Annotated in this window: 32 protein-coding genes; 15 read left to right on the top strand and 17 right to left on the bottom strand. The window is 42.6% G+C overall.

The genetic code is table 11. The annotated features are described in order from the left end of the window. Positions 1–98: 98 nt before the first annotated feature. The 8 genes from JGK07_RS06950 (at position 99) to JGK07_RS06915 (ending at position 10,568) form a co-directional block, all read left to right on the top strand. Positions 99–4,094, top strand: coding sequence for a magnesium chelatase subunit H (locus tag JGK07_RS06950; RefSeq protein ID WP_293224299.1), 3,996 nt, complete (start codon positions 99–101; stop codon positions 4,092–4,094). Positions 4,095–4,296: 202 nt separating this feature from the next. Further along, entirely contained in the window at positions 4,297–6,150 is a 1,854-nt protein-coding gene (locus JGK07_RS06945) for an ATP-binding protein (protein WP_293189159.1), read from the top strand. Positions 6,151–6,303: 153 nt separating this feature from the next. Beyond that, entirely contained in the window at positions 6,304–7,674 is a 1,371-nt protein-coding gene (gene dcm, locus JGK07_RS06940) for a DNA cytosine methyltransferase (protein WP_293224298.1), read from the top strand. A 14-nt stretch (positions 7,675–7,688) separates the two neighbouring features. Further along, the gene (locus JGK07_RS06935; protein ID WP_293189155.1) at positions 7,689–8,528 is read left to right on the top strand and encodes a TdeIII family type II restriction endonuclease; all 840 of its coding nucleotides are present in this window, start codon (positions 7,689–7,691) and stop codon (positions 8,526–8,528) included. Between the two features lie 39 nt (positions 8,529–8,567). Further along, positions 8,568–8,774 carry a type II toxin-antitoxin system HicB family antitoxin gene (locus JGK07_RS06930; RefSeq protein WP_293189153.1) on the top strand — a complete coding sequence of 69 codons (207 nt, stop codon included), beginning with the start codon at positions 8,568–8,570 and terminating at the stop codon, positions 8,772–8,774. A gap of 83 nt (positions 8,775–8,857) precedes the next feature. Continuing rightward, a complete protein-coding gene (locus tag JGK07_RS06925) occupies positions 8,858–9,115 on the top strand; it encodes a BrnA antitoxin family protein (protein ID WP_293189151.1) in 258 nt (85 codons plus the stop codon). Positions 9,116–9,264: 149 nt separating this feature from the next. Beyond that, positions 9,265–9,840 carry a Uma2 family endonuclease gene (locus JGK07_RS06920; protein WP_293176678.1) on the top strand — a complete coding sequence of 192 codons (576 nt, stop codon included), beginning with the start codon at positions 9,265–9,267 and terminating at the stop codon, positions 9,838–9,840. Between the two features lie 68 nt (positions 9,841–9,908). Next, a complete protein-coding gene (locus tag JGK07_RS06915) occupies positions 9,909–10,568 on the top strand; it encodes a Uma2 family endonuclease (RefSeq protein ID WP_293176680.1) in 660 nt (219 codons plus the stop codon). 191 nt (positions 10,569–10,759) lie between these two features. On the opposite strand, the gene JGK07_RS06910 is transcribed toward JGK07_RS06915, so the two are convergent. Continuing rightward, positions 10,760–12,121, bottom strand: a complete 1,362-nt coding sequence (locus JGK07_RS06910; RefSeq protein ID WP_293189149.1) for an ATP-binding protein — start codon at positions 12,119–12,121, stop codon at positions 10,760–10,762. A 230-nt stretch (positions 12,122–12,351) separates the two neighbouring features. Here JGK07_RS06910 and JGK07_RS06905 point away from each other — a divergent pair, with 230 nt between their 5' ends. After that, positions 12,352–13,269 carry a GTPase gene (locus JGK07_RS06905; protein WP_293189147.1) on the top strand — a complete coding sequence of 306 codons (918 nt, stop codon included), beginning with the start codon at positions 12,352–12,354 and terminating at the stop codon, positions 13,267–13,269. An 80-nt stretch (positions 13,270–13,349) separates the two neighbouring features. Here the strand turns inward: JGK07_RS06905 and JGK07_RS06900 are convergent, their stop codons facing one another. The 12 genes from JGK07_RS06900 to JGK07_RS06845 form a co-directional block, all read right to left on the bottom strand. After that, positions 13,350–13,700, bottom strand: a complete 351-nt coding sequence (locus JGK07_RS06900; protein WP_190739752.1) for a type II toxin-antitoxin system PemK/MazF family toxin — start codon at positions 13,698–13,700, stop codon at positions 13,350–13,352. Beyond that, the gene (locus JGK07_RS06895; protein WP_293189144.1) at positions 13,697–13,951 is read right to left on the bottom strand and encodes a CopG family transcriptional regulator; all 255 of its coding nucleotides are present in this window, start codon (positions 13,949–13,951) and stop codon (positions 13,697–13,699) included. The genes JGK07_RS06900 and JGK07_RS06895 overlap by 4 nt, the downstream gene beginning before the upstream one ends. A gap of 54 nt (positions 13,952–14,005) precedes the next feature. Continuing rightward, on the bottom strand, positions 14,006–14,221 hold the full coding sequence (locus tag JGK07_RS06890; protein ID WP_293189142.1) for a hypothetical protein: 216 nt from the start codon (positions 14,219–14,221) through the stop codon (positions 14,006–14,008). A gap of 79 nt (positions 14,222–14,300) precedes the next feature. Further along, the gene (locus JGK07_RS06885; protein WP_293176690.1) at positions 14,301–14,507 is read right to left on the bottom strand and encodes a hypothetical protein; all 207 of its coding nucleotides are present in this window, start codon (positions 14,505–14,507) and stop codon (positions 14,301–14,303) included. 117 nt (positions 14,508–14,624) lie between these two features. Then, positions 14,625–14,921, bottom strand: a complete 297-nt coding sequence (locus JGK07_RS06880) for a type II toxin-antitoxin system RelE/ParE family toxin (RefSeq protein WP_293189140.1) — start codon at positions 14,919–14,921, stop codon at positions 14,625–14,627. Beyond that, the gene (locus JGK07_RS06875; protein WP_293189138.1) at positions 14,896–15,126 is read right to left on the bottom strand and encodes a hypothetical protein; all 231 of its coding nucleotides are present in this window, start codon (positions 15,124–15,126) and stop codon (positions 14,896–14,898) included. Before JGK07_RS06875 ends, JGK07_RS06880 begins: the two co-directional genes overlap by 26 nt. Before the next feature lie 111 nt (positions 15,127–15,237). Beyond that, positions 15,238–15,573, bottom strand: coding sequence for a DUF5615 family PIN-like protein (locus tag JGK07_RS06870; protein WP_293189136.1), 336 nt, complete (start codon positions 15,571–15,573; stop codon positions 15,238–15,240). Between the two features lie 27 nt (positions 15,574–15,600). Further along, positions 15,601–15,825: a DUF433 domain-containing protein gene (locus tag JGK07_RS06865; protein WP_293189134.1), complete on the bottom strand. Its 225-nt coding sequence runs from the start codon at positions 15,823–15,825 to the stop codon at positions 15,601–15,603. 120 nt (positions 15,826–15,945) lie between these two features. Further along, positions 15,946–16,200 (bottom strand): hypothetical protein, encoded by a 255-nt coding sequence (locus JGK07_RS06860; protein ID WP_293189132.1) that lies wholly within the window; start codon positions 16,198–16,200, stop codon positions 15,946–15,948. 73 nt (positions 16,201–16,273) lie between these two features. Then, positions 16,274–16,504, bottom strand: coding sequence for a hypothetical protein (locus JGK07_RS06855; RefSeq protein ID WP_293189130.1), 231 nt, complete (start codon positions 16,502–16,504; stop codon positions 16,274–16,276). A gap of 92 nt (positions 16,505–16,596) precedes the next feature. Then, on the bottom strand, positions 16,597–16,929 hold the full coding sequence (locus JGK07_RS06850; RefSeq protein WP_293176700.1) for a hypothetical protein: 333 nt from the start codon (positions 16,927–16,929) through the stop codon (positions 16,597–16,599). 103 nt (positions 16,930–17,032) lie between these two features. After that, positions 17,033–17,230, bottom strand: a complete 198-nt coding sequence (locus tag JGK07_RS06845) for a hypothetical protein (RefSeq protein WP_293176702.1) — start codon at positions 17,228–17,230, stop codon at positions 17,033–17,035. Between the two features lie 148 nt (positions 17,231–17,378). Here JGK07_RS06845 and JGK07_RS06840 point away from each other — a divergent pair, with 148 nt between their 5' ends. Both JGK07_RS06840 and JGK07_RS06835 read left to right on the top strand, forming a co-directional pair. Further along, the gene (locus tag JGK07_RS06840) at positions 17,379–17,630 is read left to right on the top strand and encodes a helix-turn-helix transcriptional regulator (RefSeq protein WP_293176704.1); all 252 of its coding nucleotides are present in this window, start codon (positions 17,379–17,381) and stop codon (positions 17,628–17,630) included. Positions 17,631–17,750: 120 nt separating this feature from the next. Continuing rightward, entirely contained in the window at positions 17,751–17,888 is a 138-nt protein-coding gene (locus JGK07_RS06835) for a hypothetical protein (RefSeq protein ID WP_293176706.1), read from the top strand. A 30-nt stretch (positions 17,889–17,918) separates the two neighbouring features. Here the strand turns inward: JGK07_RS06835 and JGK07_RS06830 are convergent, their stop codons facing one another. Both JGK07_RS06830 and JGK07_RS06825 read right to left on the bottom strand, forming a co-directional pair. Then, on the bottom strand, positions 17,919–18,476 hold the full coding sequence (locus JGK07_RS06830; protein ID WP_293176708.1) for an adenylate kinase: 558 nt from the start codon (positions 18,474–18,476) through the stop codon (positions 17,919–17,921). Between the two features lie 135 nt (positions 18,477–18,611). Beyond that, the gene (locus tag JGK07_RS06825) at positions 18,612–18,734 is read right to left on the bottom strand and encodes a hypothetical protein (protein ID WP_293196790.1); all 123 of its coding nucleotides are present in this window, start codon (positions 18,732–18,734) and stop codon (positions 18,612–18,614) included. Between the two features lie 279 nt (positions 18,735–19,013). On the opposite strand from JGK07_RS06825, the gene JGK07_RS06820 reads away from it, so the two are divergent. Further along, on the top strand, positions 19,014–19,244 hold the full coding sequence (locus tag JGK07_RS06820; RefSeq protein ID WP_293196777.1) for a hypothetical protein: 231 nt from the start codon (positions 19,014–19,016) through the stop codon (positions 19,242–19,244). 258 nt (positions 19,245–19,502) lie between these two features. On the opposite strand, the gene JGK07_RS06815 is transcribed toward JGK07_RS06820, so the two are convergent. After that, positions 19,503–20,288 carry a methyltransferase domain-containing protein gene (locus JGK07_RS06815; protein ID WP_293196776.1) on the bottom strand — a complete coding sequence of 262 codons (786 nt, stop codon included), beginning with the start codon at positions 20,286–20,288 and terminating at the stop codon, positions 19,503–19,505. 73 nt (positions 20,289–20,361) lie between these two features. Next, a complete protein-coding gene (locus JGK07_RS06810) occupies positions 20,362–21,270 on the bottom strand; it encodes an undecaprenyl-diphosphate phosphatase (RefSeq protein ID WP_293196775.1) in 909 nt (302 codons plus the stop codon). Between the two features lie 318 nt (positions 21,271–21,588). Between JGK07_RS06810 and JGK07_RS06805 the strand changes: the two genes are divergently transcribed. The 3 genes from JGK07_RS06805 (at position 21,589) to JGK07_RS06795 (ending at position 24,634) form a co-directional block, all read left to right on the top strand. Continuing rightward, positions 21,589–22,203 (top strand): thylakoid membrane photosystem I accumulation factor, encoded by a 615-nt coding sequence (locus tag JGK07_RS06805; RefSeq protein ID WP_293196774.1) that lies wholly within the window; start codon positions 21,589–21,591, stop codon positions 22,201–22,203. A gap of 393 nt (positions 22,204–22,596) precedes the next feature. Further along, positions 22,597–23,526 carry a trypsin-like serine protease gene (locus tag JGK07_RS06800; RefSeq protein WP_293176716.1) on the top strand — a complete coding sequence of 310 codons (930 nt, stop codon included), beginning with the start codon at positions 22,597–22,599 and terminating at the stop codon, positions 23,524–23,526. A 46-nt stretch (positions 23,527–23,572) separates the two neighbouring features. Further along, complete coding sequence (locus JGK07_RS06795) at positions 23,573–24,634, top strand: mannose-1-phosphate guanylyltransferase (RefSeq protein WP_293176718.1); 1,062 nt, start codon at positions 23,573–23,575, stop codon at positions 24,632–24,634. Positions 24,635–24,657 lie beyond the last annotated feature (23 nt).

The following is a 24,657-nucleotide window of genomic DNA, read 5'->3' as shown; positions in this document are numbered from 1 at the left end:
ATCGAATCGCCTAATGGCAAGCGTTTTCTGGTAAAAATGCTTAGGGGACAAAAAAATTCCCGATTGCCGAAAACAGCATCTTAAAGGAGCCTAACCGGATGTTCACTCACGTCAAGCCCACCATTCGCCACGTCGTGCCGGAAAACTTGCAGGGGCGATCGCTCATGAAGGTGGTCTATGTCGTACTAGAACCGCAGTATCAAAGCGCCCTCTCCGCAGCGGTTCGAGCGATAAATAACAAAAATCCGAATCTGGCAATAGAAATCAGCGGCTATCTGATCGAAGAACTCCGCAGCCCGGAAAATTACGAGGCCTTCAAGCGGGATGTGGCTGATGCCAATGTATTTATTGCTTCTCTAATTTTTATCGAAGATTTGGCCGAAAAAGTGGTAGCGGCTGTAGAACCGCTGCGCGACAGCTTGGATGTCGCCGTCGTCTTCCCGTCGATGCCTGGGGTGATGCGGCTCAACAAAATGGGCAGTTTCTCGATGGCGCAGTTGGGACAAAGCAAAAGCGCGATCGGCGAATTCATGAAAAAACGGAAGGAAAAATCCGGTAGTTCCTTCCAAGACGGAATGCTGAAACTGCTGCAAACTTTGCCGAAAGTGCTGAAATATTTGCCGATCGACAAAGCTCAAGATGCCCGCAACTTCATGCTAAGTTTCCAGTATTGGCTGGGCGGTTCCCAAGAAAACTTGGAAAACTTCTTGCTGATGCTGTCACATAAATATGTATTCAAAGGCCAGGAACAGTTAACTTTTCAAGAACCTGTTGTCTACCCCGACATGGGGATTTGGCATCCTTTAGCACCGTCCATGTTTGAGGATGTCAAAGGATATCTGAACTGGTATAATGCCCGCAAAGATATTTCCGCAGACCTCAAAGATCCCCTCGCACTTTGCATTGGTTTAGTGTTGCAGCGCACTCACTTAGTTACTGGAGATGACGCGCACTACGTAGCAATTGTGCAGGAATTGGAGGCAATGGGGGCGCGGGTGTTACCGATTTTTGCAGGCGGTTTGGACTTCTCGAAACCGGTTGAAAGCTTTTTCTTGGAAGTTGGGCCCAAAGGTGTGGCACCGCTGCCGATCGTAGATGCGGTAGTTTCTCTGACTGGTTTTGCGTTGGTTGGCGGCCCGGCGAAACAAGATCACCCAAAGGCGATCGAGACTTTGAAAAAGCTCAACTGCCCTTATATGGTGGCTTTGCCGCTGGTTTTCCAAACGACGGAAGAGTGGGAAAATAGCGATTTGGGCTTGCACCCGATTCAAGTTGCTTTGCAAGTGGCGATTCCTGAGTTGGATGGTGCGATCGAACCAATTATTTTGTCGGGTAGAGATGGCGCAACTGGAAAGGCGATCGCCCTGCAAGATAGAATCGAGGCGATTTCCCAGCGCGCCATGAAATGGGCAATGCTGCGGCGCAAACCAAAATTAGACAAGAAAGTTGCGATCACAGTCTTCAGCTTTCCGCCCGACAAAGGCAACGTCGGCACAGCCGCTTACTTGGACGTTTTCGGCTCAATTTACGAAGTATTGAAAGCCCTAAAAGGTAACGGTTACGACTTGCCAGAACTGCCGGATTCCGCCGAAAAACTGATGCAAGAAGTCATCCACGATGCAACAGCCCAATACCAAAGCCCGGAATTGAATATTGCTTACCGGATGTCGGTAGCTGAATACGAAGAATTCACTCCTTACTCGGAACGTTTGCAAGAAAATTGGGGCCCGCCTCCTGGGCATTTGAACAGCGACGGACAAAATTTGCTGATTTTCGGCAAACATTTCGGCAACGTATTTATCGGAGTGCAACCTACCTTTGGATATGAAGGCGATCCGATGCGGTTGTTATTCTCTCGTTCTGCTAGTCCGCACCACGGTTTTGCTGCTTACTACACTTATTTAGAGCGCATTTGGGGTGCGGATGCGGTGCTGCACTTTGGCACTCACGGTTCCCTAGAATTCATGCCTGGTAAGCAGATGGGAATGTCTATCGATTGTTATCCCGACAGTTTGATCGGCAAGATTCCTAACCTTTATTATTACGCCGCCAACAATCCCAGCGAGGCAACAATTGCTAAGCGTCGCAGTTATGCTGAAACCATCAGCTATCTGACTCCTCCGGCAGAAAATGCTGGTTTGTACAAAGGTTTGCAGGAACTCAGCGAGTTGATTGCTTCCTATCAAACTTTGAAGGATACGGGCCGGGGTGTGCCGATCGTGGATGCGATCGTCGAAAAATGCCGTTTGGTCAATTTGGACAAGGATATCACCTTACCTCCGGAACAGGAAAGAGGCGTTGCTGCGGGCATGACTGCGGAGGATCGGGACAATTTAGTTGGCTTGGTTTACCGCAAGTTGATGGAGATTGAATCGCGGTTGTTACCTTGTGGTTTGCACGTTGTTGGGAAGCCACCGACTGCGGAAGAGGCGATCGCAACACTCGTCAACATTGCCAATTTAGACCGGGAAGAAGACGGATTAGTCAGTTTGTCGCGGATTATTGCTCTAAGTTGCGATCGGAATATTGACGATATCTACACCAACAACGACAAAGGCATTTTAGCAGATGTCGAACTGCTGCAAAACATCACCTTAGCCTGTCGCGATGCCGTCACCGCTTTAGTCAAAGAACAAACCGATGCTGAGGGTCGAGTTTCCCTAGTTTCCAAGTTAAATTTCTTCAACATGGGCAAGAAAACACCTTGGATTGAATCCTTACACGCAGCCGGTTACAAAAAAGTCGATGTAGAGCTAATTAAACCGCTCTTTGAGTATCTCGAATTCTGCTTACAGCAAGTTTGCGCCGACAACGAATTAGGCGCACTGTTACGCGCGTTAGAGGGCGAATACATTATCCCCGGCCCAGGCGGCGATCCGATTCGCAACCCGGATGTTTTGCCGACTGGCAAGAATATGCACGCTTTGGACCCGCAGTCAATCCCTACGACGGGGGCGATTAAGTCTGCTAAGGTTGTAGTCGATCGGCTATTAGAAAGACAGCGCACTGATAACGACGGCAACTATCCCGAAACCATCGCCGTTGTGCTCTGGGGAACCGACAACATCAAGACTTACGGCGAATCCCTCGCCCAAGTAATGTGGATGGTGGGAGTGAAGCCAGTACCCGACGCTTTAGGCCGGGTAAACAAACTGGAATTGCTGTCTTTAGAAGAGTTGGGACGGCCTCGAATCGACGTAGTAATTAACTGTTCCGGCGTATTCCGCGACTTGTTCATCAACCAAATGAATTTGTTAGATAAAGCCGTGAAAATGGCAGCAGAAGCCGACGAACCCTTAGAAATGAACTTCGTCCGCAAACACGCATTGAAGCAAGCGGAAGAAATGGGAATCAACCTGCGCCAAGCAGCCACCCGCGTCTTTTCCAATGCTTCCGGTTCCTATTCATCTAACGTCAACTTAGCGGTAGAAAACAGCACTTGGGAAAGTGAAGCCGAGTTGCAGGAAATGTACTTGACCCGCAAATCCTTCGCCTTTTCTTCCGACAATCCCGGAACAATGGAACAAGACAGGCAGATTTTTGAATCATCCTTAAAAACTGCTGAAGTCACCTTCCAAAACTTAGATTCTGCGGAGATTTCGCTAACCGACGTGTCGCACTATTTCGACTCCGATCCAACTAAATTAATCGGCAGTTTGCGCGCAGATGGGAAGAAACCAACATCCTTTGTTGCTGATACCACAACAGCCAACGCCCAGGTACGGACGCTATCAGAAACCGTGCGTTTAGATTCGCGGACAAAGCTGCTGAATCCGAAGTGGTACGAGGGGATGTTATCGCACGGTTATGAAGGCGTGCGGGAGATTTCTAAGCGTCTGGTGAACACGACTGGATGGAGTGCGACTGCCGGCGCGGTGGATAATTGGGTGTATGAGGATGTGAACGGTACGTTTATCCAAGATGAGGAGATGCAGAAGCGTTTGCTGAATTTGAATCCTCATTCTTTCCGCAAGATTGTCAGCACTTTGCTGGAGGTGAATGGTCGGGGTTATTGGGAGACTTCGGAGAGTAATTTGGACAGGTTGCGTGAACTTTATCAGGAGGTGGAAGATCGGATTGAAGGGGTAGAGTAGGATTTTAGTATGGGGCAGGCTTTTGGGCCTGCCCATCTTCCCAATCATAAAAGACGCACTATGATAGCGCTAATCTAACAGTCCTAAAAGTCTCATTAAGTAAAGCTTGTTGGTCTAAGACAATTAAAGAGCAGAACTTGGGTTATAATATAAGTAGGTATCTTGCCTAACTCGTAATTCTCAATTATGGCGTTAACTACATATGGCTAGAAAAAAAGCAGATAATGATAATAACGGTTACAAACAATTAGAGCTAGATTTAGTTTATGATATTGAAAAATCAAACTTGGTTGAAGTAGTACAATCTACAGATAAAACAGATACCGAATCTTACATGAAGTCCGTAGATGAATATATAAATGATACTAATACATCAGTTGTCTCGAATGAAACTGATAAAAATAAAATTTCAGAATCTGCTAATATAACAGAAACTGCTTTCAATAGATTGTCTGATGAAATTTTGGAATTAATTATACCTGAAACTTATGAGGAAACCCTACAACAAGAAGTCAATCAACAAAAAATAGCACAAAATTTAGCTCTAATGGCACGGTTTATTACGCCTGTAATTGAATTTGAAGAAAAAATAATTCAAGTAGTTAGTCAAATTAAACTATCTGGTTATCTATTATTTTTATACGGTATTTCAGGAGTAGGAAAATCAACTTTCATAAGTTCATTGGAATGGAGGAAACATATTCGTATCAAAGAAATTGTGCCTATTGATGCAAGTGATTTAACTAATGACCCAAGTTTGAAGTTGCAAAATCTACTCACTCGTCTCAAGCAGGAGTCTATTAAGTTTTTGGCGGAAAATGACAATAAAGATAAGTTGTGCATTGTTATTGATTATTTAGAAAACTTACAGGGTGAAGATAATGAGCAAGTAATAGCTTTCTTTAGAGATTTAAATGGATTACTACGTAAATACCCTATTCTGATTATTTGGCCAGTAACAGATAGGCAAGATTTAACAACTATGCAAGATTTAGCAAAAACTTTTTCTAGTACAATGTTTTATCAAAAAATACCTACTCTAGAGTTTACTGGACCACCAATAGAAGAATATCCAACTATTGCTAAGAACACAATTGCATTTTTTAACCAAGGAAAAACGTGTTATGATTTTCAATTAAACGATGATGATTTTGATGACATTATTAAGGATAAATATGAACAAAAACCCAAAGATAGAATTATTATCAGGGACTATTTAAGAGACATAAGAGATCTTTCACGAGATAGAACAAAATATACACAACAGTTGATGCAGAATGTTCCTAGACCGACAGAAGTCTGGTTTATATTCTCTTATCCTAAAGCAGAAAGCGTTGTAGCTCAATTTGCTAAACAGTCTGATAACATTAACGAAATGTGGAACGCAAATTACAGTGCGCTTTTCACTTATATTAAAGAAAATAACCAAAGAAAAGCTGATTGGAAACCTGGTCGTCTTACTTTGGCACTTAATGGCATATTAACAACAAAAATTATGTACTTACCAACAAATGCTTTAGTGAATTGCATCGCTGCCTATTCTAAAGAGGCAAAGATTCCTATTTCTAGAGAAGAGTTTATTAACCAATATAAAGTTCTTGATCATTGGTTTGGAAAAAAAGCGGCTCAAAACACTTTATCTACTACTCCTTTATACTTCCAATTATTAAGTCGTCCTATCACTGCTGGAAAACGTAAAAGTGGTACTGTAGAAAAGGGACTAGCAAATGCTAAAGACCCTTTTGAGAAAATTAATAAAGATATAGTCAATAATAAAATCAGCGATAGCCTTTTAAATAAAAGTCTATATTTAGCTCTACAAGATTTATATCAAGAATCCAATTTATCATTTAGTTGTGAGAAACCCCATCCAGACCTACCAAATATTAGACCTGATATATTAGTAAATGCTAAAAATGAGAAATATATTGCCTTAGAATTTTGTTATACCGTTAATAATACTCCTGGTTATTTAGCAGGCTACGTTTTAAACAAATTGAATACTTACATGAAGCAATTAGAACAAAGTTTTGGCTTTGAGAGTAATTTTCGATGAGTATTTCGACTACAGAAAAACGTGACTTAGATAACAGATGATAGTGATCGCCCTTGTCTTCCCAAAGTGCGATCACCCTTTATGCTATGTTATAAGTAGATACGGTAAATATGCGATAATCTTATGTCGAAGGTCAGTCATAACGAAAATAAAATGAATCCAACTATGTATGCTCAACAACTTGAATTATTTGAACTATTCAATCCAACTTCTATTAAAAATACCCGATCGCAATTAACGTTCGTAGACTTATTTGCTGGGATTGGTGGCTTTAGGATTCCTCTCGAAGAATTAGGCTGTAAATGCTTAGGCTATTCAGAAATTAATAAAAAAGCCATTCAAGTTTATCGAGATAATTTTATTAAAAATGCCAATTCAGATGAGGCATATTTAGGAGATATTACCAATCTAAATAAATTGCCTTTTGCCATAGATCTATTAGTGGGTGGTGTTCCCTGTCAACCTTGGTCTATTGCAGGTAAAATGCAAGGTTTAGACGACCCAAGAGGCAAGTTATGGACAGATGTATTTAGGGTAGTAACAGCTAATCGTCCCAAAGCTTTTATATTTGAAAATGTCAAAGGCTTGACAGAACCAAGAAATATAGAAAGCTTGAAATACATAATTGATAATTTAACATCATCTGGTTATGTTGTCAAATACGAAGTGCTAAATTCCTATGATTTTGGGCTACCCCAAGATAGAGATAGAATGTTTATAGTTGGCATTAGGAATGACATAGAAAAATGCTGGGGATTTACATTTCCTAAACCCATCGATAGCGCTATAAAGCTTTATGATGTGATACCAGGGATTCAGCGTAGCAATTTTACGAAGCAAAAATTTTCACCAACCGTTTTATTTGATGGCAAAATACCGGGTTCCAGAGGCAGATTTCAAAAGCTAGATGAATTAAACGACTTTTTCTTATTTACTGATATTAGAGATGGACATACTACCATCCATTCTTGGGATTTAATCGAAACAACTAGCAGGGAAAAATTAATTTGTCAAACGATTATGAAAAATCGGAGAAAAAATATTTATGGAGAAAAGGACGGTAATCCTTTAGAATTTAAAGTGTTAGCCAAACTAATTCCTGATTTGAAAGAAACAGAAATTGACAACTTAGTTGAAAAAGAAATTTTGCGGAGTGTAGACGAGAAAGGCTATGATTTTGTGAATTCTAAAATTTCTTCAGGGATTAACGGTATTTCTAAAATTTTCTTACCTCATGCGGATGCGATCGCAACTTTAACCGCAACTGGAACTAGAGACTTTGTGGCAACAATCTCGATTGAATGTCAAGAACCCGCAGCATATAAGGAAACATTTATTAGGGAAATTTATGAAAAGAAAAACTTTCAACCTTTAACTGCACAGGATTACGCAAAATTGCAAGGATTTCCCGAATGGTTCAAAATTTCTGAAAATGAAACTACAGCCAAACATCAATTGGGTAATGCTGTATCAATTCCTGTGGTTTACCATTTAGCCAAAGCATTACTCGAAATTATTTTGTAATTGTGACTTAAAATATGGCAGCTATTAGTACAAAACAACGAGAAATAATTAAAGGATATCTTGAAGGTTTTATTCAGGGTATTGTAGATGAATATAAAGGTCGGATTATTCACAAGTCAACTACTGGAATAGAGTATCTATCGCGCAGTTCAACTAATGGAGAATTAAAACCTTTTCAAGCCGCATTAATTCCAACAGAATTAATACGAATTAATCAATTTGAGCGAGGTTTAAGTACCAGATTAGGAAACTCTCTTGAAGAATGCGCTAAGTTAATCGCCCTTGAACATCATCAGGATGCACGTCGAGGATATGATATCAGAGCGGAAGTAAGTATTGCAGCTTTTGAAGAAGCTCAACGTCAGAAAGAATACTATGAATCTATGGATAAAAAAGGACAAACTAAACCATCTTTTGAGCAGATGATAACAGCAGTGCTGAATGCTAGACGAACCGATGATTTGGCAACAAAAACTGTACGCGCTGACCTTTATATTTTTGCTAATGACGGAACAGAATACTTATTTGAAATTAAAGCTCCTAAGCCCAATAAAGGTCAATGCTTAGAAGTGATCCAGCGTCTGTTGAGGTTTCATTTACTGCGGGGTGCAAAGCGTCCGCAGTTGCAAGCTTACTATGCGATGCCTTATAATCCCTATGGTGTAACAAAAGCTGTTTATAAGTGGTCTCAGGCAAGGAATTATCTGCCTTTTGATGAAGCTGTAGTTATTGGAGATGAATTTTGGAATATTGTAGGCGGAGCTACTGCTTACGAGGAATTATTGGAAATATATTTAGAAGTGGGACGTGAGAAAAGTAAATATATGATGGATGCTTTAGCTTTCGGGTTTTAATGAGAGGGAGTTTTTAATAAAGGCGGGGGTTGAACCATAATGAAGTACGAAGTCATCATCTACTGGAGTGAGGAAGACCAGGCATTTATTGCCGAAGCACCTGAATTGCCGGGATGTGCTGCGGATGGGGAAACTTATCAAGAAGCATTGCAAAATCTAGAGATTATTATGCAGGAGTGGATAGAAACGGCTAACGCACTGGGTTATCCTATTCCTCAACCGAAAGATCGATCGATGTTTGCGTAGTTGAAATAGCATCACAGGCGATCGCCCTTTATGCTATTCTATAAGTAGATACGTTTTGTATATACAATTTCTGCCGTTTGAATATGACTATCTCGCCCAAACGACTTGAAGAATTAGAAAACATTCCAGAATCTGCGATCGATACCTCTGATATTTCTGAGTTAGATGCGAGTTTTTGGGAAACAGCTAAACTGGTAAAACCGCTAACAAAACAAGCTATTTCTTTAAGAGTCGATAGCGATGTATTAGATTGGTTTAAAAGTCAAGGAAAAGGTTATCAATCTCTGATGAATGCTGTGCTGCGCTCTTATGTTGAACACCACGTAAAAAGCAGTGAATAAATGTGGATTATCCTCTGGATCATGCTGTATCAATTCCTGTGGTTTACCATTTAGCAAAAGCATTACTTACGAAGCACGATCGTCCTCACAACTCACTCAATATGCTACGATCGCCAATATAGGTCGTTTAGCCACGATAAAATACCGCTATGACTACCCTCACCCTCAACCTAAACCCCATTATCAAGCTGACAGACGAGCAGTTTTTTCAACTCTGTCAGGAGAATGAAAATATTAGATTGGAACGCACGGCTAAGGGAGAATTAATTATCATGTCACCAGCAGGAGGAGAAACTGGAAGCAGCAATGCAGGATTAACGGCACAGATTTGGATTTGGAATCAGCAAAAAAAACTGGGTAAAGTGTTTGACTCTTCAACAGGTTTTAAACTTCCTAATAATGCAAATAGAGCGCCTGACGCTTCTTGGGTAAAATTAGAACGCTGGGATGCTTTGACTCCCGAACAACAAAAGAAATTCCCCCCAATTTGTCCTGATTTCGTCGTCGAGTTAATGTCTCCCAGTGATAGTTTGAAAGAAACTCAGGATAAGATGAAAGAGTATCGAGATAATGGTGCTGTTTTAGGTTGGTTAATTAATCGCAAGTCTCGACAAGTAGAAATTTATCGTCCGAATCAAGAAGTTGAAGTGTTAGAATCTCCAGTCACTGTATCAGGTGAAGATGTTCTCCCCGGATTTGTGCTGAATCTTGAGTCGATTTGGTAAAGTGCGATCGCACCTGTCCAATGTTCAATAGAGTAAAATAGAGTTAAAGTTCTCGTGGAGTATTGGCAATGGTTCAAACCCTGACGTACAGTAAAGAAGAGCTTGCAGGTTCTCACCTCGTTTTACATGATATCAGTTGGGAAACCTACGAACACTTGTTAGAAATATTTGCGGAACGTTCAACGCCGCGCATGACTTACTATCAGGGAACTTTAGAACTCATGGTACCTTTACCAGAACATGAGAGGTATAGCTGGACTCTCGGGCGGCTAATTGTAGCACTTTCTGAGGAAATTGGGATTGAAATTATCGGATTAAAATCATCTACTTGGCGTTCGGAACCGAAAAAAGCTGGCAACGAAGCTGATGAATGTTTTTATATCCAAAATGAAGCTTTAATGCGGGGAAAGTTAACTATCGATCTCAAAAATGACCCGCCGCCAGACTTAGTTGTGGAAATGGATTTGACTAGCTCATCTATTAATAAAATGGCGGTTTATGCGGAACTTAAAGTGCCGGAAGTTTGGATTTGGAAGAAAGGAAAACTAATAATTAACATTTTAACTGATACGGGTTATGCCGAGTCGGAAACGAGTTTGGCATTTGCCTCGTTTCCTGTCAAAGAACTCGCACAGTTTATGAATTTAGACTCAGAAAAGGGAGAGAATGCGAGAATTAGAGAGTTTAGAGAGTGGGTACGATCGCGCTTACAGAATCAGCTACCCTAGGGAAACGGTAGTGCCACCTCCGGCGCGAGCACGGATACGAACACGGCATAATACCCGGCGGTTGAAACCGCGTCTATACAGACAAAACCCGCCTCCGCGGGTTGAAGAAGACCGGGCAGTTGAAATTATCTTATTTTCTTCAGTCCGCGGAGGCGGACTTCGTTTGTGTAGACGCGGTTTCAACCGCCGTTTCATCTTTGCACATACTGTTTCATCACGGGATTCAAACTAAACAAAGTTATCTTTTCATCTTCTATTGCATCCAATAAAAACCGATTTCCCAGAGATCGCACTGCATTGACTATTTCTGACGGGGAAAATGGTATTTTGTTGAAAAATTGCGACACACCAACGGGTTCAGGTTGATTAGCCAGGTGAATCATCACTGCCAACTCTGCCGGAGTCAAACGCCCAAAAGGTTGAGATAATTGAAATTGCAGCGATTCATCTAAAATCGGCATTTCGCACTGCAAAAACTCCGCAACTCTCCCCCCAAATAACTCTCGAATCAGGGTTGCAGTCAACTCCAACCACAGAGGATTGCCTTGATAAATATCAATCAAAGTTTCCCATGTTTCCTCATCGGATAACTTTTGGGAGTTCAAAATCTCTTTAGCTGCTACTCCTAAACTTCCCAATACAAAACATCGCACGGGACGATTATCTTTTGATAATCTGGCAATTTCTCTGGGTTTTTCCCAACTATTCAATATCAAACAACTTTGATGACAAACTTCGGCAATAAGTTTAAAAAATAACTGATAATCTTCATATCCAGTTTTATATTGTCCCGCGAGTTGTCCGCTGCTAAAAAGCATCTGTACGTCATCGAGGACAATCAGACATCGATATTTTCGCAGGTAATCGAGGAGTTGGGAAATTTTGGTTTCGATGTTTTGGGGAATTTCGGATGGTTGGGAAAAGATTTGCAGCAGGTTGGTGAGGGTTGCGTCTAGGGTTGGGGAAAAGCGGAGGCTGCGATAGATGACGTAATCGAATTGGGTTTTGATGCGATCGATTAGGCTTAGGGAGAGGGTTGTTTTGCCGATTCCGCTGATTCCGAGGAGTGCAATGAGGCGTGTGCGATCGCGCGTTATCCTGTTTTCGAGGGTGGAGAGTTCAGAAGTGCGATCGAAAAAGGTGAATATTTCCGGTGCGTCGCCTAAGTCTATGTGGAGTTGTTTAGGAGTTTGTGGGGAGTTTTGGGAATTTGTTGGACTTCTCGCCCTTTCTTGGCAAATATTGACGTTATTAATTTCTACAAAATTCTTGCCTATAGGTGATGAAATATTGTAAATTTTACCACTATCTAATATTGCTCGAAAATTTCTTTTAGTAATATCTTCTCCGAATCCCTCTGAGAGTATTTTCCATAATTCCGAACCAATATCTCTGGTATGACCTTCGCTGGAATGAGTCTCTTCAGCAATTTGTGGGTATGTCCGACCTTGGAATGTCCCTTCAAGGATAGCTTTTTGCAGATAGTCTATATGTTCTCCCGTCTTGGCGAAGATTAGTTCGTCGGCGAGTTTTAAGACTTCTGCGATTTCCATAGGTCAGTCGTGTGCTGCGATTTGTCGTATTATATCCGATCTTTCCGACATTTCCGACAAGATTCCGATATTTCCGACAAGATTCCGACATTTGCGATCGGGCTGTCTTGGGAAAGTCCCGACATTTCCGACTGACGGCTTAGCAGAAAATATACCTTGATGACTGTATCGTCTGCTGTACAAACGGGCGATCGGTAAATTATTGCAATAAATTTAAAAAGTAAAGTAATATGGATGACCAAAAAGCAGCACAATTCATTGAATTTCTTGAAAGAAAGGTGCAAGCACTTAGGGGACAACGGCTAGTATTTTTTGTTATTGGTCGTGCAGGTTGGGGTAAATCTAGCACGGTAAACTCATTAGTAGGTCAAGATGTATGTGAAGTTAGCGATCATGAGACAACAACAACAGATATTACTGGGTTTAATTTTGAAATGAATGGTGTTAAAGCAATAATATTTGATACTCCTGGTCTTTGCGATGGTAGTGGAAACGATCGTATATACATAGAGAAGATACGTTCCGAAATCAAAGAGCCTGATTCTATGTTATATGTAAACAGGCTCGACGAAACTCGAATCACAGACAATGATAAGCGAGGAATCAAAATTATTTCAGAAGCATTGGGTATAGAATCATGGAAACACGCTGTTATAGTTTTCACTTTTGCTGATAAGCTTAGTGCTTCAGAGTATCAAAAAAAATTAACTAAGAGAACACAAAGTGTTCGACAAGCAATAGCCGAATGCATAAAAGATACGGATATAGCATATCAGATTCCAGCAGTTGCAATAGTTAATAAGAATGACACAACACCTGATGGTAAAAGTGACAGAACACCAGACGGTAAGGAATGGCTTGGAGAATTTTTTACAGTAGTAGCGGAGCGTGTATCTATGAAAGGTATGATTGCTTTACTAAGTTTTTTGACTCCGAGTATAACAAAGCGAACCCGTTTTAACAAGGCACAAAAAGCTATTATTAGAAGAAAATTTGTTGAGGCAGTTTTGCAGTCAATGGGAACAGCGGCGGGATTTGGAGCTGCTGTGGCCGGACTTTTAAACGCTCCAATAATAATAGGTTTTTCAGGAGCTGGAATAGTAGGAACTCTGATAGGAGCCTGGTTATCTAGGTATGATGATGAGTAAACCGATCGCCCTTATCTTCCCCAAGCGCGATCGCCCTTATTTCCCCAAAGTACGATCGCCCTTATCTTCCTCAAATGCAATTAAACTTGACCAGGCAAATCCAACGCAATTAATAAAGCTTGATTCAGCAGAAGTATTGCTTCATCACTAAGCATTCCTCGTAAACTCAATAAACGAGATTTAGATAATACCCGTACTTGATCTGCCATAGCGATAGAATCGTTGGTTAATCCACCGTCGGGAGCTTTAATTAATACCTGAGTGGGATAAACTCGTTTACCAGTTTGATAAGTAGTGCAGGGAATAGCCAAAACTACAGGGCTATATGTATTGATTGTAGCTCGACTAACGATGATCACAGGACGGGTTCCTCCTTGTTCAGAACCCTCAACAGGTTCAAGTCTAGCATCATAGACTTCTCCCCGGTTCATACAGGAGATTCTCCCAATTGCAACGCTTCCCAACTCGCTACGGCAAACTCAGCCTCCATCTGTAGCACTTGAGCTTGATACTCTGGATCTTGTGCCATTTCAATCAGTGCTGCATCAATTTCTGATCGTTTACTCTGAGTTTGGGTTGTTACCCGATCGCGCATCAATGCTGATAATACTTCTAAAAGTTGCTGTTGCTCGTCAGGAGTGAGACTTTGAGCCTGACTCAGAACCTCGCTATAAGTAGACATAGGCTTTATGTTGAGATTTTTTGGCTGATTGTTATTATAGCACCGAATAGCTCATTACGCCTTCATGCCGAGTTTTTGATGAACTTCCACAGGTTCAAGACTGTTTTCTCCTGATTGTTTACGCTTCATTGACTCTAACAATTTCAGCTTAACTTCTTCCTTAACTTCTAAACCTGCATCAGCATCGCCCAAATATTCTTCTAAACACTGTTCAACGGTATGTCGAATCAAGTCCCGCAGTTGCTCAACTGTCATATCTTTGACTTGCATCTTAATCTCCTAGTCTGTGGGATTATCAATAAATAATAGCAACTTTAGTACAGTTGTCTCTGTAACTGAGCTATCCATTTCATGAATTTCGTTCCCGATCGACATATTCTTGAGCATCAATCCCATGCCAAATTTCCTTACCCAAACCTGATAATTCTAAAATACTGCGCTTGGGTGATAGAATCACCCGTTGACGAATATGTGTAAACAATTCAGAGATGAGTCGCATTTGCTCATCTGGTGCAAGTTTGAGAACCTGATTCAGTACCGTGCTGTAAGTAGACATAGACTCTGCATTAAGATTTTTGGGCTGATTGTCATTATAGCAATTTAGGATCGAGGGGACTGCGCGCGATCGCAGCTATCCCGTAGGAAATCGCCCTTATCTTCCCTGCATTGCGCCCTAATACACTTCACGACGATGAGCAATAACAGTCACAACCACCCGCTTTTGCTCCTCATCAATGTCATAAACAACCCGATAATCTCCAACGCGATAGCGATAGTATCCAGCTAAGTCGCCTTTGAGTTGCTTAATATTTGGATGACTGCGAGGGTCAGTTTTCAACATTTCAAAACATCGATCTAGCTTGCGTTGTAAAGAAGCTGATGCTTCTTCAAAAAACTCCTGAGCATCAAAGCTAAGAACCACTGAATAAAAATTCAGATTTTCATCAGTATTTTCGTTTGAGTTGCTCAACGGTCGTCACCTTACCTGCTGCTACATCCTTTTGGGCTTTATTAAATGCTTCTATAAAACCGGGAATTTTCAATAATTCTATCGTAGCTTCATTGCTTTCACGTTCTGCTAAATAAGCTAAAAAATCAGCCACAACGAGCAGCCGTTCAGGAGATAAGCTATCTATCGATTGCTTAAGGTTCTGGCGAAGTTCTTGAGTTTTCATAGTTCATAGCTGTTGAAAATTATTAGAGCTACCTGTTTAATTATACCAGATAGTCTGAAATTCACCAAAGTTAGATCGCCCTTTTATTCCAAGACCAAACTAATTAACTCCCTATCTCAGAGGTTTTCTGAACCGATGTCCATCAGGTTCTACAACGACAAATGACCCTTTTAGTTCTACTTCAGAGTAATTTTCTATAACTCCTGCTAGTTCCTTGTGAACTTCATTCACCATTTTAGGTAAGACTCGAAGGTAAATTACACCTGTTCCGATCGCCCTCACAAAAACAAGAATTCCGTAATCTCTGTCTCGCGTAACCAGGATGCGATTTTCTGTTTGGGCTACTCTCAGTATTTCTTCATCACTTGCTTGCGCTAGACCCATTTGAGCGACCACAATTACATCATGTCCTGCATCAATCAAAAACTTTGTGGTGACAGCGTACACATCTTAGTCTATCAGAAATTTCATAATTTAAGCTAATGCCAAATGCACATCTTCCGCCGCCACCAGTGCGATCGCATAACGCAAACACGCCCGAATATCATCCATTTCCAAATCTGGATAGTAATCTTGGATAATTTCTCCAAAAGAAAGCCCTTCATTTAGTAATTCGAGAACGCTCTGTACAGTAATGCGCGTACCCACTATGCAAGGCTTACCGAAGTGAATTTGAGGGTTGACGGAGATTCTGTCCATTTTGACCACGCAGCTCTATGTCTCTTCTATTTTAAGTCATCAAGTAGGCGATCGCAACTTGTCTCTTTTCACCAGCGAGCCGATCGCCATTTTTTCCCAAAAGTGCGATATTATTCATCCCTACCAGGGAAGTGGACGATCTTGACGCAACTCTCGCTGCCATTCCATCGGATCGCTAATATCAGCAAAGACATTACTTGCTGCTATTATTTCCAATATTTCAACTATTCTCTGACGGGGAAACTCAGCACTTAAAGTCGATCGCTCTTCTTGCAAAGTAACGTAAACTTTGACAGGCTCATCGCCCTGTTTTGGAACCTCATTAGCCCATTCTAAAAGGTTTCCCTTCAATATAGCCTCAAATATTCGCTGCATAGCTAATATCAACTATTCTTTATTTTTATTATTATAGCTCTTGATGACTGCCTCGCCCCTTTTCTTTCCTCTCTTACTCATCCCATTCTGCTCTAAGTTGCAACTGGAATTCCAAAGCATCCACACGATACGGCAAAAAACCGCGCCATCTCTTTAAATTTTTCCTGGACAATCTTTCACTGCTACCCTGAATATGGGTTGTTAGGCGATCGCGCATCAATGCTGACAATACTTCTAAAAGCTGCTGTTGCTCGTCAGGAGTGAGACTTTGAGCCTGACTCAGTACCTCGCTATAAGTAGACATAGGCTTTATGTTGATATTTTTGGGCTGATTGTCATTATAGCAATTTAGGATCGAAGGAAGTGCGATCGCCTTTATCTTTCCAAAGTGCGATATTATTCATCCCTACCAGGAAGTGGACGATCTTGACGCAACTCTCGCTGCCATTCCACCGGATCGCTAATATCCTCAAAGACATTACTTGCTGCAATTTTTTCTACCAACAGCTTCAATTTGAGTTCTTGGGAGGATATCCCCCGATCGCGACCAGCTTTATAATCTTGCCAAGCAGCTTCACTCTCTGCTATTTCTTCTGCTGAAATCACTTCATCATCTTCTGCAACTTCTTCTCGTAACTGAATCATTTTTTTCAAGTCTTCTAATAACCGCAGTTGGTCTGCAAGCGTGAGGCTTTTAACTTGATTCAGTACCTTGCTATAAGTAAACATAGACTTGGTTGTAAGAGTTTTTGCTTGCTCTCTATTATATCTCAATTTACAATTCTGGGAAATGCGATCGCCCTTTTATTCCCAAAGTGCGATCGCTCTTATACTATCTTGCACAATTTGTTGGCTGCTGCGAATTCACCTCAAAGGCGATCGCAAACTCCACTTGCGGCAGCAATCTTTTGATAATCCGCAAGTGTTCCTCGGCGTCGTTTCGGCGGCGAAAACGCGCAACTGTCAGGCGTTGCAGGTTGGGCAGGTGACGGTAAATCACCCACGGGTAAAGTTGTTGTTTGTAGTTCATCGTTGTTCTGTCATAGATTGCGAGCAAAATGAGACACTAGAAAGGCAGGGCTGATTTCCCGTACTCTGCCCTTTTGCTGTCTATATAGACATAGTGTCTGGACAAAATTGTTTTGTCAAGCGGTCTAGACACAATGTCACATTTTGTAATGATTAAGCGAAGACAACCTCAAGAAGAAGCTGGCGAATCACTGCTGAAAAAACTGAGAGATGAGTTAGGAATGTCCCAAGAAGAATTTGCTCGGCAAATTGGGACATCGGTACGCACTGTGAGTCGCTGGGAAGCCGGAGATAACGTGCCGACATTCACAATTGCCCAGATGAAAGCTTTGGCAAATTTTTTGCGATCGCGTGGGTTAACTCTTGATGACTTGCCCGATCGCTTTGGCCCGCCTGAGTGAGGAGGTGAGAAAAATAGGATACGATCGCCCTCGATTTGCCTTCGATCGAACGAAAGAGGAGTATTTTCGCAGAGCGATCGCCCTTGATACTATATTATAAATAGATGGGAATATTGAGCCATGAATAACGTCAATTATGCTGGAATGAGCGATCGCAAATTAAAGCGATACATTCTCACCTACAGAGACGATCGCAAAGCTTTCTATGCCTATGTAGTGACTTTCAAAGCACAAACTATCGAGGAACTTCGCCAATAATTCCAAAGTTCGATCGACGATGATATAATTTTAATCCGCTGGTGAGGCTGCTGCACCATCTTCAAAGTTAAACTCATTTTCAATTGATGCAAAAAATTGGGAAATCTGCTCAGTCGATGTGATGTGATAAACACTTTTGGTACTTCGCGCCCGATCGATATATTCGCGATATTTTGGGTTCAAATATTTGTCGCACAACCAAAGCACGCGGTAACTGGTAAGCGAACTCTTTAATATTGGGGTGTTTTCCGGCCAGCCTGCGGGTGGTTTAAAGTAACCCGACATCAGTCTTTTAGTCACCCACCAGAAATGCACGTATAGCGGTAGATCGATAAAAACCAGGGTATCCGCCTCATCAAGTCGCAGCCAGAGGGTTTCTATGCAACCAAACCCGTCAATAACCCATCTGTCAGTCTGCAAAATTTCTTGATGGGCGCGCTTAAAATCTTCCTTTGGAACCTCAGCGCCGCCCGATCGATATTGAATCTTGTCTAAGATGTGAAGGGGTAATCCAGTGATGTCCGATAATCTCTTGCTGAGAGTGGATTTACCGCCTCCGGTGTTGCCAAATACTGCTACTTTTTGCATAGCTACTCCTGCGCCCGAGTTCAAGTTTAATTTTAGCCGATCGACTTTGCGAACAAGTCCAGAGCGCGATCGACTTTTCGATACCGCTGCATTCTACAATAATTGAAAATGGTATGATTCCCCGGGTTCCGGCTGCTAGCGGCGAGGTGCGTACATAATCACCAAAACGCCCAGCAATGCAATCCACCCTCCTAGTAAATCGTATTTATCAGGAGCAACGCGATCGACAATCGGGCCTATACAAAAAGCAACAAAGATTGCATCATATTATGTCCGATCGAATGTCTTGCTGCTAACATTAAATCATTGATTTTTCCAGGGATTACTGCGATGGCTAAGTCTAAAACTTACATTGGCAAATTAAAACCTCGATATTCCTTCATGCTGAACCCGTATAGCGATATCCGGTTGAGCAAATGCCCGAAGTGTGAAAAACTGACACATCTGCGGAAATTTGCTTTGTTTATCTGGATTGAGGGCCTGGGCCCACTCATACAGGGAAAAACCTGTCGCTACTGCTCGAAATGCGAGTTAATTATGGCGCATCAAGATGAATTGGAGGCAGAATTGATATTAGGCTTGCAGAAAATCGCACCGCAGGCGATCGGCAATGACTATTTTGTTGTCGGAACCTTCGATAAAAAGGTGTGGCAGGGCGGACTCAAAAATGAAGAGAATTATTTGAACTCGGAAATGTTCAACTATTTGGCTGATTTCAAAACAATGCTGGATTTGGAGGTTGAACCGGGAGGTTGGTATCTAGAGTAGGTATTCGATTTGGGGAGTTGCTGGTGCGATCGTAGGGAATCGTCTCTTATAATTAAAGACTTAGCATTTTATTTTTGAGCAGGTACGTTGTTGCGCTTGGGCGCTCTTTTTGGGATATTGGAAAGAGCGCTAAAGCGCAACAACGTACCTGGACTTAATAGTTGTAGCAGCGAGAGTTATTACTGGCGACGCACATTATATTTAGAAAATCAATGGGGTAGGCACGCACCATCCACTACCCCTACAAATTGATTTAAATCATTTAGGATTGCTATATAACTTTGCTTTTTCGCCAACGATCGCAGCGATGGGAACCGCATAATGAATTTCATCGCCTCGAAAATGCGCGCCAATCCCCAGACTGTCAACACCAATATCTTCTCTAAAAAGTTGTCGCAGCTTATCATCATCGCCGGGGTTGGGGAAAGAAGCAGCTAACTGCTGTTCTAGTTCCAATTCTACTTTATAAAATGCTAATTTGACATTTTGCAGATTCGCATCTGCGACTAATTTCGGCAACTCTTCCAGAGTCAAGGCGCGAGTATGAGATGGATCGCGCAGCTTCTCAATATAGTTGTAAGCATCCACTTTTTCCGGTGGCATTGCCACATCAGCAATCAAAATGCGATCGCCCGCGCGACACACCCGAACCATCTCCGACAGCACAACATCGGGCTGCAAGAAGTGATGGAAAGCGTAACGACTCAGCACAATGGAAAAACTATCATCGGGAAACGGTAGCGTTTCGATATCGCCTTGCAGCCACGAGAGATTAGTCAAGTTTTTTTGCTCTGCCAAAATCTGGGCTTGTTCTAGCATTGCCGGTGTTAAATCGATGCCCGTAACGCGATTGGAAACTGCCGCAAAAGCACACGCCACAATACCCGGGCCGCAAGCCACATCTAGAACTGTATCATTGTCAGATACGCTTGCCATCTTCATCAGTAAATCGAGAGACTCTTGATTTGTGTGCCCGTACAAGTTAGAGAATGGCACAGCTTGACGGGTGAACTGATCGATGATGGATTCGTGATATGCGGTCATAGTTAAATTATGTCATTTTTTATGACTAGCGGGTGTAGTAGGAGTGACTTTTGCCACTCCTACAAAATTTATCTTATCCTTGTGGATTTTGTAATACACCACCTGCGAGAGCAGTTAAAATCGCCACGCCAAAGGCCAGCCGGTACCACACAAACACCCACGTATTCTGAGTTTGTAGGAACTTCATCAGCCAGGCGATCGACAAATAAGAAAATACAAACGCCGAAATCGTTCCCACTGCCAAAGTCACAACTCCAGCGTCGCCGATTCCTTCTCCTAAAACACCCTTCAATTCCACTAATCCCACCAAAGTAATTGCCGGAATTCCCAATAAAAAAGAAAACCGCGCAGCCGCGCCTCTTTCCAATCCCATGAACAATCCTGCTGTTAAGGTGGAACCCGATCGCGAACACCCTGGAATCAACGCCATTGCTTGGGCTAATCCCATTAAAATACCGTCTTGAACAGTTAATTTTTCATAAGTGCGAGATCGCTTGCCAATTTTTTCGGCTGTTGCTAACAGCAGCGACATAAAGATCGAAGCAATGGCGATGCTGGCCAAACTCCTCAATGGCGACTTGTCAAAATCTGGAACCAATATCTTGATTAACAGCCCAAAAAAGAGTATAGGTATTGTTCCTAAACCAATCCCCAAGGCCATTTTAAATTCCTGTGATTCGTAGTCGCGCCGCATTACAGCGTTGACTGCACCAAAAGTTATAGCTGTCAAGTCTTTCCAGAAATACCAAAGCACAGCCACAATGCTGCCCAACTGAATCACAGCAGTATAAGCAACACCCGGATCGCCCCATCCCAGGGCGATCGGCACTACCTTCAAATGAGCGCTGCTACTGATAGGTAAAAACTCTGTTAATCCTTGTACAATTCCTAAAACAATCGTCTGCACTAGATTGAGTGGAGCGGGCCCGGAAACATCAGCAGCAGGCGTTTGGGCGAGGAGTGCATCAAGCAAAGCTATCATTAGTTATGAATTCCCGGTTGTCAGTTTCTAGTCATCAGTTGAATTTAACATCTTGCACCCTTCTCAGAAGCGAGAAGCCCGCGCCACAATAAATTTATTTATTGTCGGGTTGGCACTTCCAGCTAGTTCCTGAAAATGCGATCGCAAACGGTGTTCTGGAGTCAGTAGAATCACCGTGCGATCGCTACAACAAGCAAATTATCATAGTCTATCCAAAACTACCCTAACCTACTCAGGAACATTTGCATACAGTTGCTGATACAATTAGGAAAGTTTTTCCATCTGATTTCGCCAGCCTACAGCAACTGCCAACAACTTATGATATTTCCCGAATCCCAAAAATTAATTGTTACTGCTGCTTCTGGCATCAGCTCGCTGCGGAGAATCTTCTCAGCCAGTCTGTTAACTGTGACGCTGGCACTTAGCTTGATACTGCTCACCGGTCAGCCGCCCGCCTTCGCAACACTCACGGACGATCGCTTCGACGGCACCATCTTCGCTCTCTACGCCGGCAACGGTTCCCTCGTTCCTCCTAAAGTCAAGCTCACAGATTCTTTCAACCGCAAAAAACCCGCATTGTTAGTTTTTTACACTGACGACAGTAGCGACTCCAAGCAATACGCGATCGTTGTCTCAAACCTCCAGGAATTTTACGGCCGCGAAGCAGATTTTATGCCGATAAGCATTGACTCTTTGCCTTCGCAACCGTCACCAAAAATAACCGAACCCGGTCATTATTACGAAGGTTTCGTACCTCAAACTGTCATCCTCGACCAATCGGGAAAAGTAGTTTTTAATGAAAAAGGACAAATACCTTTTGAGAAGGTAGATGATGCCTTTCGGAAAGTATTCGACTTGCTTCCTAGAGAAAAATCGCTCCCGCTCAAGCGCCGTGTCGTGAACGAACTTAACATCGAATTGTCCAATAAATAGCTAAGGATCGCGAATTAAATAAGTTACAATTTTTATTGTTATTGTGGGATGGGCGTCCCGCCCGTCCAAAAAGAGCGGGCGGGACACCCCACAAACTTGTGTAAGTTATTTAATTCTCATTCCTAATAGCTAATCGCCTATTCAGGACTTACGCAATTTTATATAGGACGAACGGGTAGCCAGAAACCCGGTTTTTCACCAAAATATATCGTTGCAGGGCTGAATTCTGCCAAAAACCCGGTTTCTCGACTCTGACGAACGGGTAGCCAGAAACCGGGTTTTTTCACCAAAATTATTGGTTACAGCCCGTAATTCTGCCAAAAACCCGGTTTCTTGAGTCGGAGTGCGATCGCAAACTATCCTAATTTTTTCACGAATTATCAACAGCATCAAATGAAGCAAATTATAAAAATATTATTAATGACAGTTTTGACTGTACTTTTAGTTTTAGAAGCAGCCGAAGCAGGGCGATCGATAATTAGTGCTTTTGGCGATAGCAGTTCCCGCAAACCCCTAGCTTTAGAGCGATATACAGGTGTCGCCTACCTCGAACCGGTGCAGTGTACGGGTTCGGTGTTAACCGGAGGATTGTACGTACTCACGGCCGCCCACTGCCTCAATGAAGGCGGGGTCAAGGTTCCTGCTGGAACTGCTGTAACGGCAACTTTTAAATTGCCCAGCGGTCAAGTTACTATCCCTGTTAGCAACTATTATATCCATCCGGGATGGACTGGTTACGAATCAGAAGTCGGAAACGATATTGCTATTTTAAAGCTTAAAAAAACCGCACCGCGTACTGTGGAACAGTACGAAATTAACAGGAATAAAAATGAAATTGGCAAGGTGTTTACAAAAATTGGCTATGGATATATCGGCCTGGGTAATAAAGGACAAAATGAGAATTCTAATTCTGAGGCGAAACGATATGGAGGTCAAAACCGCTACGATGCACTAGGCGAAATATTCAAAAGTTCTACTGAATCTGATATGTCTGAATTAGTCTTGGGGAGTCAGTTAATTTTTGATTTTGATGACGGAACCGCCGAACACGATAGTTTGGGGAGGCATTTTCCTAAATTAGCCGATCGCGGTTTGGGGAAAAATGAAATAGCTACGGCTAGCGGAGATTCGGGCGGGCCTTCGTTTGTGGACGGGAAAATTGCGGGGATTAGTTCTTGGGGTTATAGCGATCGCGGATTTTTCAAAACAAATATCGGCGATATTGATAAAATTGACGATAATGGCAGTTTTGGCGAAATTTCCGGCGACACGCGGGTATCATTTTATGCTAATTGGATTGACAAAGTGACAGGTGGAAGATAGAAGGTAGAATTTAAAATATAGACATCAATTGTTTAAACTTTAAACCATGAGTAGAACCTTAATTCCTGTGATTCTGGCCGGCGGTAAAGGCGAACGTTTTTGGCCGCTGAGTCGCAAGCAGCGCCCCAAACAGTTTCTCAGTCTCGACGGTAGCGGCAAGAGTTTGCTGCAAGCTACAGCCGATCGACTATTAACATTAGGTAACGGCTGGGAAGATTTGTGGGTAGTAACATCGGAAATGCTGGCCGACGGAGTGCGGGAACAATTGCCGCTGCTACCTCCTGAGAATTTGCTGGCGGAACCGGAAGGCCGGGATACTGCGCCGGCGGTGGCTTGGAGTGCGATCGAAATTGCGAAACGTTACGGTGAGGATGCGGTTGTCGGGTTTTTCCCGGCGGATCACTGGATTGGGGAACCGGAGGAGTTTGTCAAGACTTTGGAGGCGGCGGCTGAATTGGCGACAAAGGAAAGTGCGATCGCCACTTTGGGAGTCAAGCCGAGTTATGCTTCTACTGGTTACGGCTACATCGAACAAGGCGAGGAAATTGGCAGTTTTGGCGGTTTTCCGGCCTATCGTGTGGCTAGGTTTACAGAAAAGCCCGATCGCGCCACCGCCGAGGAATTTGTAGCCAGCGGCAAGTTTAGTTGGAATGGCGGAATCTTTGTATTTAAAGTTGGCACTGTCTTGACAGAATTGCGAAATCATGTGCCGGAAATGATGGCAGCTTTGGAAGCAAAAGGCGCTGCTGCTTACTCGGAATTGCCGAAAATTAGCATCGATTACGCGCTGATGGAGAAGACGCAAAAAGCCTGTGTATTACCTGTAGGCTTTAGTTGGGACGATTTGGGTGACTGGAATGCGATCGCCCGTTTGTTGCAAGGAGACAAGCCGAATGTCGAGTTAGCAAAACACATCGGAATTGATACCAAAGACGCTATTTTCTATGCAGCGGATGAGAATGAAGTCATCGTCACCATCGGTTTAGAAGATGTCGTCGTTGTCAGAGATGGTAATGTGACTTTGATTGTGAAAAAAGACAGGACGCAGGAGATAAAACAGGTGATTAAAGTATTGGGAGAAGATGAGAAATTGAAAGATTTACTGTAACTAATTCCGTAGGGACACGGCAC

The organism is Microcoleus sp. PH2017_24_DOB_U_A (assembly GCF_020738205.1).
In the GTDB taxonomy this organism is placed as follows: Bacteria; Cyanobacteriota; Cyanobacteriia; order Cyanobacteriales; family Microcoleaceae; genus Microcoleus.
The sequence above is the reverse complement of the archived record's forward strand: the minus strand, read 5'-3'. Positions and strand labels throughout refer to the sequence as shown.

Coding starts and splice junctions, on each gene's coding strand:
- JGK07_RS06800 (WP_293176716.1), top strand. CDS start 22,597: ATGAAGCAAATTATAAAAATATTATTAATGACAGTTTTGACTGTACTT.
- dcm (WP_293224298.1), top strand. CDS start 6,304: ATGAATCCAACTATGTATGCTCAACAACTTGAATTATTTGAACTATTC.
- JGK07_RS06905 (WP_293189147.1), top strand. CDS start 12,352: ATGGATGACCAAAAAGCAGCACAATTCATTGAATTTCTTGAAAGAAAG.
- JGK07_RS06860 (WP_293189132.1), bottom strand. CDS start 16,200: ATGCAGCGAATATTTGAGGCTATATTGAAGGGAAACCTTTTAGAATGG.
- JGK07_RS06915 (WP_293176680.1), top strand. CDS start 9,909: ATGGTTCAAACCCTGACGTACAGTAAAGAAGAGCTTGCAGGTTCTCAC.
- JGK07_RS06910 (WP_293189149.1), bottom strand. CDS start 12,121: ATGGAAATCGCAGAAGTCTTAAAACTCGCCGACGAACTAATCTTCGCC.
- JGK07_RS06845 (WP_293176702.1), bottom strand. CDS start 17,230: ATGAACTACAAACAACAACTTTACCCGTGGGTGATTTACCGTCACCTG.
- JGK07_RS06945 (WP_293189159.1), top strand. CDS start 4,297: ATGGCTAGAAAAAAAGCAGATAATGATAATAACGGTTACAAACAATTA.
- JGK07_RS06885 (WP_293176690.1), bottom strand. CDS start 14,507: ATGTCTACTTACAGCACGGTACTGAATCAGGTTCTCAAACTTGCACCA.
- JGK07_RS06850 (WP_293176700.1), bottom strand. CDS start 16,929: ATGTTTACTTATAGCAAGGTACTGAATCAAGTTAAAAGCCTCACGCTT.
- JGK07_RS06835 (WP_293176706.1), top strand. CDS start 17,751: ATGAATAACGTCAATTATGCTGGAATGAGCGATCGCAAATTAAAGCGA.
- JGK07_RS06930 (WP_293189153.1), top strand. CDS start 8,568: ATGAAGTACGAAGTCATCATCTACTGGAGTGAGGAAGACCAGGCATTT.
- JGK07_RS06815 (WP_293196776.1), bottom strand. CDS start 20,288: ATGACCGCATATCACGAATCCATCATCGATCAGTTCACCCGTCAAGCT.
- JGK07_RS06900 (WP_190739752.1), bottom strand. CDS start 13,700: ATGAACCGGGGAGAAGTCTATGATGCTAGACTTGAACCTGTTGAGGGT.
- JGK07_RS06950 (WP_293224299.1), top strand. CDS start 99: ATGTTCACTCACGTCAAGCCCACCATTCGCCACGTCGTGCCGGAAAAC.
- JGK07_RS06840 (WP_293176704.1), top strand. CDS start 17,379: ATGATTAAGCGAAGACAACCTCAAGAAGAAGCTGGCGAATCACTGCTG.
- JGK07_RS06895 (WP_293189144.1), bottom strand. CDS start 13,951: ATGTCTACTTATAGCGAGGTTCTGAGTCAGGCTCAAAGTCTCACTCCT.
- JGK07_RS06805 (WP_293196774.1), top strand. CDS start 21,589: ATGATATTTCCCGAATCCCAAAAATTAATTGTTACTGCTGCTTCTGGC.
- JGK07_RS06830 (WP_293176708.1), bottom strand. CDS start 18,476: ATGCAAAAAGTAGCAGTATTTGGCAACACCGGAGGCGGTAAATCCACT.
- JGK07_RS06875 (WP_293189138.1), bottom strand. CDS start 15,126: ATGAAAACTCAAGAACTTCGCCAGAACCTTAAGCAATCGATAGATAGC.
- JGK07_RS06865 (WP_293189134.1), bottom strand. CDS start 15,825: ATGGACAGAATCTCCGTCAACCCTCAAATTCACTTCGGTAAGCCTTGC.
- JGK07_RS06890 (WP_293189142.1), bottom strand. CDS start 14,221: ATGCAAGTCAAAGATATGACAGTTGAGCAACTGCGGGACTTGATTCGA.
- JGK07_RS06920 (WP_293176678.1), top strand. CDS start 9,265: ATGACTACCCTCACCCTCAACCTAAACCCCATTATCAAGCTGACAGAC.
- JGK07_RS06810 (WP_293196775.1), bottom strand. CDS start 21,270: ATGATAGCTTTGCTTGATGCACTCCTCGCCCAAACGCCTGCTGCTGAT.
- JGK07_RS06820 (WP_293196777.1), top strand. CDS start 19,014: ATGGCGCATCAAGATGAATTGGAGGCAGAATTGATATTAGGCTTGCAG.
- JGK07_RS06935 (WP_293189155.1), top strand. CDS start 7,689: ATGGCAGCTATTAGTACAAAACAACGAGAAATAATTAAAGGATATCTT.
- JGK07_RS06925 (WP_293189151.1), top strand. CDS start 8,858: ATGACTATCTCGCCCAAACGACTTGAAGAATTAGAAAACATTCCAGAA.
- JGK07_RS06855 (WP_293189130.1), bottom strand. CDS start 16,504: ATGTCTACTTATAGCGAGGTACTGAGTCAGGCTCAAAGTCTCACTCCT.
- JGK07_RS06795 (WP_293176718.1), top strand. CDS start 23,573: ATGAGTAGAACCTTAATTCCTGTGATTCTGGCCGGCGGTAAAGGCGAA.